The 9635-nt window shown below is 50.7% G+C and carries 11 protein-coding genes and 1 pseudogene; 7 read left to right on the plus strand and 5 right to left on the minus strand.

What is annotated here, in order from left to right:
- Positions 1–150: 150 nt before the first annotated feature.
- A pseudogene (locus tag ACUVQO_RS17185) lies at positions 151–339 on the plus strand (IS4 family transposase); the annotation flags it as partial.
- A gap of 80 nt (positions 340–419) precedes the next feature.
- Here the strand turns inward: ACUVQO_RS17185 and uvrA are convergent.
- From uvrA to purH, 3 genes are all read right to left on the minus strand, one after another.
- A complete protein-coding gene (gene uvrA, locus ACUVQO_RS17190; RefSeq protein ID WP_445927067.1) occupies positions 420–3464 on the minus strand; it encodes an excinuclease ABC subunit UvrA in 3045 nt (1014 codons plus the stop codon).
- A 141-nt stretch (positions 3465–3605) separates the two neighbouring features.
- Positions 3606–4076, minus strand: coding sequence for a DUF4079 domain-containing protein (locus ACUVQO_RS17195; RefSeq protein ID WP_445927068.1), 471 nt, complete (start codon positions 4074–4076; stop codon positions 3606–3608).
- A 99-nt stretch (positions 4077–4175) separates the two neighbouring features.
- Entirely contained in the window at positions 4176–5759 is a 1584-nt protein-coding gene (purH, locus tag ACUVQO_RS17200) for a bifunctional phosphoribosylaminoimidazolecarboxamide formyltransferase/IMP cyclohydrolase (RefSeq protein WP_445927069.1), read from the minus strand.
- A 68-nt stretch (positions 5760–5827) separates the two neighbouring features.
- Between purH and ACUVQO_RS17205 the strand changes: the two genes are divergently transcribed.
- The 3 genes from ACUVQO_RS17205 (at position 5828) to ACUVQO_RS17215 (ending at position 7435) form a co-directional block, all read left to right on the plus strand.
- Positions 5828–5980, plus strand: coding sequence for a hypothetical protein (locus ACUVQO_RS17205; RefSeq protein WP_445927070.1), 153 nt, complete (start codon positions 5828–5830; stop codon positions 5978–5980).
- A gap of 62 nt (positions 5981–6042) precedes the next feature.
- Positions 6043–6810, plus strand: coding sequence for a cysteine hydrolase family protein (locus ACUVQO_RS17210; protein WP_445927071.1), 768 nt, complete (start codon positions 6043–6045; stop codon positions 6808–6810).
- Positions 6811–6979: 169 nt separating this feature from the next.
- Positions 6980–7435, plus strand: coding sequence for a cupin domain-containing protein (locus ACUVQO_RS17215; RefSeq protein ID WP_445927072.1), 456 nt, complete (start codon positions 6980–6982; stop codon positions 7433–7435).
- Between the two features lie 189 nt (positions 7436–7624).
- Here ACUVQO_RS17215 and ACUVQO_RS17220 read toward each other — a convergent pair whose 3' ends face one another.
- Positions 7625–7813, minus strand: a complete 189-nt coding sequence (locus ACUVQO_RS17220; RefSeq protein WP_390889333.1) for a hypothetical protein — start codon at positions 7811–7813, stop codon at positions 7625–7627.
- Positions 7814–8084: 271 nt separating this feature from the next.
- Complete coding sequence (locus tag ACUVQO_RS17225) at positions 8085–8279, minus strand: hypothetical protein (protein WP_445927073.1); 195 nt, start codon at positions 8277–8279, stop codon at positions 8085–8087.
- 118 nt (positions 8280–8397) lie between these two features.
- Between ACUVQO_RS17225 and ACUVQO_RS17230 the strand changes: the two genes are divergently transcribed.
- From ACUVQO_RS17230 to ACUVQO_RS17240, 3 genes are all read left to right on the plus strand, one after another.
- Positions 8398–8964: a DUF2854 domain-containing protein gene (locus tag ACUVQO_RS17230; protein ID WP_445927074.1), complete on the plus strand. Its 567-nt coding sequence runs from the start codon at positions 8398–8400 to the stop codon at positions 8962–8964.
- The gene (locus ACUVQO_RS17235; RefSeq protein WP_445927075.1) at positions 8961–9116 is read left to right on the plus strand and encodes a hypothetical protein; all 156 of its coding nucleotides are present in this window, start codon (positions 8961–8963) and stop codon (positions 9114–9116) included. The genes ACUVQO_RS17230 and ACUVQO_RS17235 overlap by 4 nt, the downstream gene beginning before the upstream one ends.
- A 9-nt stretch (positions 9117–9125) precedes the next feature.
- A partial coding sequence (locus ACUVQO_RS17240; RefSeq protein WP_445927082.1) for a DUF2079 domain-containing protein occupies positions 9126–9635 on the plus strand: 510 nt, incomplete at its 3' end.

The raw sequence follows: 9635 nt of genomic DNA on the forward strand, positions 1-9635 counted from the left end.
ACAGAGCCGTGAACAACTGCGGTAAACTGGCGTGCAGTAAACTATCCAATGTATATAACATTACCACACTCATCACAAACAATCGAGATGTGATGCTTTCAAGAGTTGGCCAATCGTTTTATTAGAATTACCACACTTATCAAAAACCCCATGAGCCAATATAGCGAATTAAAGCAAGTCCTCCAAGCGCAATTGAATTGGCATGGAGCCAGGATTTCATTTCTGGCTTTGTTCCTGTCAGCACTGCTGAAGGTCAAAACAGTCAACTTGAGGAAACTGTGTTTAGGCTTTGAGGGAAGGGCGCTGCCAGAGTCAAGCTATAAGCGATTGCAACGCTTCCCACCCTGCATCCCAGTGCTGAAGATGAGTTTATACCCTCTGCTTCAGTCCCTTCAGGGACGACGAATTCACAATCTTTCTCAAGCTGTTGCAGGGACAGGCGGATACTGTTGCAGAACGCGCTTAAGATACTGGCCGGTATAGGAAGATGGGTGATCGGCGACTTCTTCGGGAGTGCCAACAGCAATGATTTCTCCCCCCCGATCGCCCCCTTCTGGCCCCAGGTCAATCAGCCAGTCGGAGCAGCGAATCACATCCAGATTGTGTTCGATCACCAGAATGGAGTTGCCCTTATCCACTAACCGTTGCATCACATCCAGCAGTTTGTGAACGTCATAGAAGGAGAGGCCCGTTGTGGGTTCGTCAATTAAGTAAAGGGTTTTACCTGTAGCACGACGGGAGAGTTCTGTGGCTAGCTTCACCCGCTGGGCTTCTCCCCCAGAGAGGGTGGGAGCGGTCTGGCCCAATCGGATGTAGCCCAAACCGACATCCACGAGAGTTTGCAAACGACTGGCCGCCTGGGGAATGTTCTGGAAAAACTCCAGGGCTTCATCGACAGTCATGTTCAGCACATCTGCGATCGACTTACCCTTAAACTTGACCTGCAGCGTTTCCCGGTTGTAGCGTGCTCCCTTACACACCTCACATTGCACATACACATCCGGCAGGAAGTTCATCTCAATCACATTCACGCCCTGTCCGGCACAGGCTTCACAGCGTCCGCCTTTGACATTAAAGGAAAACTGTCCTGGTTTGTAGCCCCTCGCCTTCGCTTCAATAGTTCCAGCAAACACATCCCGGATTACATCAAATACACCCGTGTAAGTGGCCGGGTTAGAGCGGGGAGTGCGACCGATCGGCGATTGGTCAATTACAATCACTTTATCCAGGGCACTGAGTCCGTCAATCCCATCCATCTCTTTGGGAAATGGAATCTTGCTACCAAAATGGTGTTGCAGAGCCGGATGCAGCAGTTCGTTAATTAAGGTAGACTTACCAGAACCGGAGACTCCTGTAACGCACACCAGTTTGCCCAGGGGAATGTCAACCGTAATGTTCTTCAGATTATTGCGGCGGGCGTTTCGGATGCGCAGCGATCGACCATTTCCAGGTCGCCGTTCTGCTGGTGTCTGAATCACTCGTCGTTCTGATAAGTAGGCCCCCGTCAGAGAATCCGGCGCATTCAGGATATTCTCTAGGCTGCCCTGAGCAACAATGCGTCCGCCATGAATTCCCGCTCCTGGCCCAATATCGACCAGATGATCAGCCGCACGAATAGTTTCCTCATCGTGTTCCACCACAATCAAGGTATTGCCCAGATCGCGCAGACGGGTAAGCGTTTTCAGCAGGCGTGAGTTATCCCGCTGATGCAGCCCAATACTGGGTTCATCCAATACGTACAGCACTCCGGTCAGCCCCGAGCCAATCTGAGTAGCTAACCGAATTCGCTGGGCTTCTCCTCCCGAAAGGGTCATGGCGGGGCGATCGAGCGTCAGATAATCCAGGCCTACGTCCAGCAAAAACTGCAATCTAGCTCTAATCTCCCGCAGCACCAGATCGCCAATTTGCGCCTGTCGGGAACTGAGTTGCAATTGATTGATCCGCTCAAGACACTCCCCGATCGACATCCCGGTCAACTCGTGGAGTCGATACTGCCCCAGTCTCACCGCTAAGGCTTCTGGTTTCAACCGTTTGCCCTCACAGGCCTCGCAGGGTTGATCGATCAGGTACTGCTCCAACTTTTGCTTATATACATCGGAATTGGTTTCCTGATACTGCCGCTCCAGCAGGGGAAGAACACCTTCGTAACGCCGCTGATAGCCCTTACTTTCCCGATAGCGAGAATCTACCTCAATCCAGATTGGTTCTTTGGAACCATGCAGGATAATGTTTTGCTGGATTTTGGTGAGTTGCTTCCAGGGCGTTTGAATATCAAAGTCAAAGGCATTTGCCACGCTGCACAGCAAGGACAGGTAGTAGGTGTTGTCTTTATCTGACCAGGGTGCGATCGCCGCATACACAGGCAACTCTGGGTTGGGTACCACCAACTCCGGCGAAAACTTGCGATGACTGCCCAATCCATGACAGGCAGGACAGGCTCCATAGGGCGAGTTAAAGGAGAACAGCCGGGGAGACAATTCTTCCATCACCGCACCGTGTTCGGGACAGGCGAAGTTTTCGGAGAAGACGAGGGGATTTGGAATTGGGGATTGAAGATCGGGGATTGGGGATGTGGGGTAAGTTCTGCCTTTCTCAGCCGCTTTCAGAGATTGACCGACCGGAAGTTCTACCACCTTCCCCGCTCCCTGTTCCCCGCTCCCTGTTCCCTCTTCCTGCACTAAATCAATCACGGCAATCCCCTCTGAGTGCTTCAGGCAAGTGGTTAGGGAATCCACTAAGCGTTCTTCAATGCCCGGTTTTTTGATCAGCCGATCAACCACGATTTCGATCGTATGGGTCTGGTTCTTGTCCAGTTCGATGGAATCGCTGAGTTCCCGTACTTCGCCGTCGATTCGTACTCGCACGAATCCTTCGGCACTGAGACTGGAGAGCAGTTTTTTATGGGTACCTTTTTTCCCCCGCACCACGGGAGCCAGAATCTGGAAGCGAGTCCGATCGGGCAGTTCCATAATCCGATCGCACATCTGGTCAATGGTTTGGGGAGCGATGGAGCGATCACAGTGGGGACAGTGGGGTTCTCCGGCACGACCAAACAGTAACCGCAGATAATCGTAAATTTCGGTGACGGTGCCAACGGTTGAGCGGGGGTTATGGGAAGTGGATTTCTGGTCGATGGAAATTGCTGGGCTTAAGCCTTCGATCGCATCCACATCGGGCTTATCCACTTGGCCTAAAAACTGCCGTGCATAGGCACTCAGAGATTCCACATAGCGGCGCTGCCCTTCGGCAAAGATGGTGTCAAAGGCGAGAGAGGATTTGCCAGAACCGGAAACTCCCGTGAATACAATTAGGCGATCGCGGGGCAGTTCTAGGTCAATATTTTTCAAATTATGCTGTCGTGCTCCCCGAATCCGAATCGTATTTGAGGAGATCGAGCGCTGAGGGGAATGCCCATTGGAAGAGTCAGACTCCGATCGATTCGCATCATTGCCGCGTTTAGCCATAGAAGCAGACAGAAACAATCTGTAATAACTTATCGATTCTATCGCCTCAGCCTGACCTCGAATGGTTTTCGGGAAAAGGATTTGTTGAGTGCCCCTCTCAACAATCCAACATCCAGCATCGCAAATCCAAAATTATGAGGTTTACATTTTGCTGATAATGCGCTGCACAATATCCATACCGGTAACGGCCTGCCAGCCAAATAATCCCAAAATGGCAACATTCAGAACAATGTGGGTGTAACGGGCCCAATCCTGACCTTTCTGCATAGATGGGGACAGGGCAGCAGATACGGCAATTAATCCGGTCATTCCCAAACCTGCCAGCAGGTGAGGGCCAACAAACAGCTTGCCATTGTTGATGTAAGTGACGGCCATGCCTGCGATCGAGCCAACCACCATCAGCGCCAGCAGCAGGGAGCCAACCTGATAGTGTTTGACGTTAAATTTGCCTTTAATTAATTCTTTTTTCTCATCTCCCTCGGCAAAGCGGGTTTTGCGAACTTTCATTCCTAAATAAAAGGCATAACCAGCAAGCACCAGGAGTACCCACATGATTAGGGGATGCACGAACTGGCTCCAAACCTTAACGGATTCGGGAATTGCAATATTCATAGGACAGCATAACGGGGATAAGGATCTTCATAAAACATAGTATAGAGGAGCCTGGAGATCGGGGAGTAGAGACGTTCCTCTGGAACATCTCTACAACAATCAATGTAAGAAATGGCGGATACCTGTGAGAACCATGACCAGTCTGAGTTCGTTGGCGGCATTGATGGAATCGTGATCGCGGAGGCTACCCCCAGGCTGGACGATCGCCGCAATGCCAGCAGCAGCAGCAGTCCGAACAGAATCATCAAACGGGAAGAAGCCATCACTGGCAAGGACAGCACCCTGAGCTTTATCCCCAGCCTGTTCCAGGGCAATTTTCACAGATCCGACCCGGTTCATCTGTCCAGCTCCGACTCCCAAGGTGGTGCGATCGCGGGTGACTACGATCGCGTTCGACTTCACATGCTTGCAAATCTTCCAGGCAAACAGCAGCTCTTCTAGTTGAGCAGCAGTGGGCTGTTTTTCCGTCACGATTTTCCATTGAGATGGATCGGCAGGAATATCATCCGAGGTCTGGGCCAGGAAGCCACCTGCGATCGCTTTTACGGTATAGGTAGGACCATGTTGCAACTCGGGCAACAGCAATACTCGCACTTTGGACTTCGCGGCCAGGATCTCCTGAGCTTCGGTCTCACAGCCGGGAGCCACAACACATTCCAAAAAAGTTTTTGTCAGTTCAGTGGCTGTGGCTGCATCAATGGGACGATTCAACGCTACGATGCCCCCAAAGGCTGACACGGGATCTGCATTAAAGGCTTTTTCATAGGCTTCCACCAGGGTATTCCCCAATGCGGCTCCACAGGGATTGGTATGTTTCAAGATAGCGGCAGCAGGAGCACTTTCAGCATCCGTAAATTCGGCAATTATGCGGCGGGCAGCTTCTAGATCTACCAGGTTGTTGTAGCTCAATTCCTTGCCTTGCAACTTGGTCGCTGCTGCCCATCCTGAAGCCGTTGCACCTGTTTGATACCAGGCAGCAGGTTGATGGGGGTTCTCTCCATAGCGCAATGCCTGCAGTTGTTGTCCACTGAGGGTAAAGGTTTGTGGGAGACTGGCTATTTCAGGATTGGTGGCTTGGGTGGCCTGTTGTTCTAGATAAGTTGCGATCGCCCGGTCATACGCTCCCGTATGTTGAAACGCTCTCAAAGCACATTGCTGCCGGAATGCTAGAGACACCTCACCCTGATGCTCCCGTAATTCTTGCAGGTAGCCCTCGTACTGATTGGGATTGCACAACACGGTGAGATGGGCAAAATTTTTCGCTGAGGCTCGTAGCATGGCTGGACCACCAATATCAATCTGCTCGATCGCCTCCGCTAAGGTGACTCCGGGTCTGGCGATCGTTTGCTCAAAGGGATAGAGATTCACGACTACCAGATCGATCGGACGAATCTGCTGCGTTTCCAGATCCGCCACATCCTGGGTGACATCCCGCCGCGCCAGAATGCCCCCATGAATCCGGGGATGCAACGTTTTTACCCGACCTCCCAAAATCTCTGGCGACCCTGTGTAATCAGACACCTTGGTCACGGGTAGTCCGGCATTTTTAAGAGCCGTCGCTGTCCCGCCACTGCTAATTACATCAAAGCCAAACTCTTCCACCAGTTGACGGGCGAATTCCACCAACCCTGTTTTGTCTGAAACACTCAATAGCGCCAACCGTGCCATGTTTGTTGCTCCCATAAATCCTCAATCAGTGTACAGGAGATAGAGGGAAAGGAGATGGGTGGGGGGAGTAGAGGGGATGCTCCATGTTTACTGAATCCACAATCCAAAATCGCAAATCCAAAATCTTGGTTATGGGTAAGCAGTTCTGGCTGTCCAACTGTAGTAATAAGGATGAATTCATTAAAGATGAATTCATCCGGTTGAGTGACTCGGTGTTGGAGAGTAGCGTGCATTAATGGGGCAAACGGCACTGATGCAACAAAATTTTGTCAATAAACATTTTGTCAATAAATAAGCCATGACCTCCTCTCTACGGATTTTAGGAACATTACTCAATGCCTGGAGGGTGGATGCGGCGATCGCAGACATCACCCGTCCACCGCTGCAACCGCGCCCAATTACGATTCCCACTGAAACGAAAACTTTGCGGCTGGATCTGGCGAAGGCGGCCATGCTGGTGATTGATATGCAGAATGATTTCTGTCATCCCGATGGCTGGCTGGCGCATATTGGAGTCGATGTTTCGCCCACCCGGACTCCCATTCAGCCGCTGCAAGCCTTATTGCCTGTGCTGCGAACTGCCCAGGTACCTGTGTTGTGGATTAATTGGGGTAATCGGCCTGACCTGCTGAATATCAGCGCCAATGTACATCATGTCTACAATCCGACAGGCGGCGGAGTCGGTCTGGGCGATCCACTGCCAGTCAATGGTGCCCCTGTGTTGGAGAAGGACAGTTGGGCAGCGGCTGTGGTGGATGAACTGGTGCCAGATCCCACAGATATCAAAATCGATAAATATCGCATGAGCGGTTTCTGGGATACACCTCTGGATAGCATCTTGAAGAACTTAGGTCGCACCACTCTCTTTTTTGCGGGAGTGAATGCCGATCAATGCGTGATGACTACGCTGCAAGATGCCAGCTTTTTAGGATATGACTGCATCCTGGTAAAAGACTGCACTGCTACCACGTCCCCCGACTACTGCTGGCTGGCTACCCTTTACAACGTGAAACAATGTTTCGGTTTTGTGACTGATTCCACGACGATCGCAAAGGCCATTAAGTGAGAATTAAGAACTGAAAGTTAAGAATTCTACGTTAGAGGATGTTTGAGAAGCCGCGATCACTCTGCATAGGAGTGTGGCATTCGGCCACCGTTTTCGACTCTCTATTCTCCACTCTTCACCCTCAACCCTTGACTCTTGACTCTTGACTTTTAACTTCCAGAGGTTTTCTATGGGTTCCGTCAGTTGCGTGATTCCGGTTGTTAAATCGCCGACAGACTATCAGGCGTTTCGAATTAGTCCACAGGATACAAATCGATTGGCAATTGTGTTTGATTCACAGACGGTGAATGTATCTTTAACCGTTTGCGTTGAGATTTTTGATGTGGGTGGCAAAACGCCTCCCAATCGACATCAGCTTACAGTTGAAATGTTTTTTATACTCAAAGGTGAAGGAACTGCATCTTGCGATGGTAAGATGGTGCGAATTCAGGCAGGTGATAGTATTCTGGTGCCACCAACAGGAATTCATGAAATTTGCAACACCGGAGCGGAACGACTTTATGCCCTATGTATTATGGTGCCGAATGAAGATTTTGCGGAACTGATTCGCAGTGGTACACCAGTGGAGTTGGATGAGGAAGATATGGCCGTCTTGAGGCGTGCCCCAAACCCTTTATTGGTTTAACCAATCTTGGAGCGCTTGTCCATTATCATTTCAGGGCTTGCGCTCGCCTTTATCGGCCAGGCGGTATAGTCAACCCCGGATAGCAAAACTGCTGTTACACAATACGATCGCCCATCACCCAACCAGATAACGGGCGATCGCTACTTTTTGCAGTTTTACAGACGACCGTTGCGCTTCTGTCTGCCAAATCTAATTCTCATTGGATGATTTTGGGAACGTGCGATCGAACTCGTCCAACAAATCATCCATTTCCTCGATCGCTTGATTCACATCAATCCTTAACGTCCCCAAATTGGGTTGTTCCAGCAGGCGCACCAAAAATTCCCGCTTACTTTCAATCAAGGCCACCTTTTCTCGTATCGTTTGCGGATCCAGCATAAATACTCCTTCATCACGTCCCTAAAGAACTTTTCCCAGTATAGTCACTGAACGATTAGCTGGCGTGTGGCCCGTGGATCGTGGGGATTTTGGATTTGCGATTTTGGATTTTGGGTCAGGCTAAAAGTAGATAGGGAATAGTGCCCCTGCTCCCCAATTCCTAATTCCTAATCTCCAACCCCCTACTTCAAAAACGGAGGTCGCTTCGGATCCGTCGGTTTACTTCTAATCATCTCTTCCATAAAGCGTTTCAGAGCCTTCTCCCGATTTTTCATGAAAGCAGCCCAAATCTGGGATGGAAATCATCCATGGTTTTCGCCAGTGCCCACACATCCAGCGCCAGAATGTTATACAGCACCTCGTCTTCCCGCTTGAGGGAATTGATCTGCTCCTCTAAAGACTTTTCCCGCTCCAACCGTCGCCGCTGATCGTCTGAATCATCTGAATTGTGAGCATCTGGAGTCATGAGAAGCGGTGCACACGAGGTGAATAGAAAGATGGTGAGGGTCGATCGCCAATTCCAGGCCAGGTGTCATGGATAATAAAAGCTGACCTGCTATCCATAACGTACCCGATTTTTCTTTATGTTACGTCAAACTCCTCTCGGAATGCTGGGTCTGACCATTGGTGGCATTTTAACAGTGGTTGGATTTGTGGCTTACTTCCTCGACAATGCCACCCTCAATTTGGTCGGCTTTTTTTACGGAATTCCACTCCTGCTGGGGGGATTGGCGTTAAAAGCAGCAGAACTGGAACCTGTCCCCTACATGCAGCCTGTGTCCAGTTCCATTCTGACTCTGCGGGAACAGCAAGCCACCGCTACCCAGAATCAGATTCGCAAGGATGTGACCCGGTATCGGTACGGCCAACGCGCTCATCTGGATAGCTCCCTGCAAGCTTTGGGATTAAGTCCCACCGATGAAGAACGCCCAGTCTTAATCGGCCTGCAAGAAACTGAAACCGCAGGAGCCTATACGCTGGTACTCCGGTTTGACTCACCGCTGATGCCGCTAGAAGCCTGGCAACAGAAACAGGACAAACTCACCAATTTCTTTGGCCCCGGCATTCGCGTTGCACTCAGTCAACCAGAGCCAGAACAAATTGATCTCGCCCTGATTGCCACAATCCAGGTTTCGGAACCCGCTGCATGATCAAGTTCACGGATGGAGCAGGAAAGGTACTGCCGGATCCCCTTCTCAAACCTGTGCAATGGAAAGTATTGATCTGGATGATCGGAGGCGCTGTTACGCTGCTGTTGTTTTGCAGCAGTTTAAGACATGCTCTGTATCAATCCACCGCCTGAGATCTGGGAATTTTTGATCAGGTTGTATATCTGATTAGCCAGGGATGGCCTCCCATTTCATCGCTGATAGGATTCCACATCCTGGGTGATCATGCTGCCGTGATCTTCTATCCCCTGGCGCTGCTGTATAAGCTTTATCCTGATGTGCACTGGTTATTGCTGGTGCAGGCGATCGCACTTTCCCTGGGAGCCTTGCCCCTGGTCTACCTGGCTCGTCTGGCCAAATTATCAGAAAGGCAAGCGATCGCCATTGCCGCTGCGTATTTGCTCTACCCGTTAATCTTCAATGTCAACCTGTTTGACTTTCATCCGGATGTGATTGCTGTACCGGCCTTGCTATGGGCTGTCCTATCTGCTCGATTGCACCGTTGGCTGGGATTCTGTCTGGCCGTGGTGCTGGTCTTAAGCTGTAAGGCACCCCTGGGACTGACGGTGATGGCAATGGGTTTGTGGCTGCTGCTGTTTGAAAAGCGACGCTGGCATGGGGCGATCGCAGTCATTCTGGGATTGGCCTGGTTC

Source organism: Leptodesmis sp., assembly GCF_052746595.1.

Bases quoted from the DNA above. Each gene is read 5' to 3' on its own strand.
- uvrA (WP_445927067.1), bottom strand. From the start codon at position 3,464: ATGGCTAAACGCGGCAATGATGCGAATCGATCGGAGTCTGACTCTTCC.
- ACUVQO_RS17195 (WP_445927068.1), bottom strand. From the start codon at position 4,076: ATGAATATTGCAATTCCCGAATCCGTTAAGGTTTGGAGCCAGTTCGTG.
- purH (WP_445927069.1), bottom strand. From the start codon at position 5,759: ATGGGAGCAACAAACATGGCACGGTTGGCGCTATTGAGTGTTTCAGAC.
- ACUVQO_RS17205 (WP_445927070.1), top strand. From the start codon at position 5,828: ATGTTTACTGAATCCACAATCCAAAATCGCAAATCCAAAATCTTGGTT.
- ACUVQO_RS17210 (WP_445927071.1), top strand. From the start codon at position 6,043: ATGACCTCCTCTCTACGGATTTTAGGAACATTACTCAATGCCTGGAGG.
- ACUVQO_RS17215 (WP_445927072.1), top strand. From the start codon at position 6,980: ATGGGTTCCGTCAGTTGCGTGATTCCGGTTGTTAAATCGCCGACAGAC.
- ACUVQO_RS17220 (WP_390889333.1), bottom strand. From the start codon at position 7,813: ATGCTGGATCCGCAAACGATACGAGAAAAGGTGGCCTTGATTGAAAGT.
- ACUVQO_RS17225 (WP_445927073.1), bottom strand. From the start codon at position 8,279: ATGACTCCAGATGCTCACAATTCAGATGATTCAGACGATCAGCGGCGA.
- ACUVQO_RS17230 (WP_445927074.1), top strand. From the start codon at position 8,398: ATGTTACGTCAAACTCCTCTCGGAATGCTGGGTCTGACCATTGGTGGC.
- ACUVQO_RS17235 (WP_445927075.1), top strand. From the start codon at position 8,961: ATGATCAAGTTCACGGATGGAGCAGGAAAGGTACTGCCGGATCCCCTT.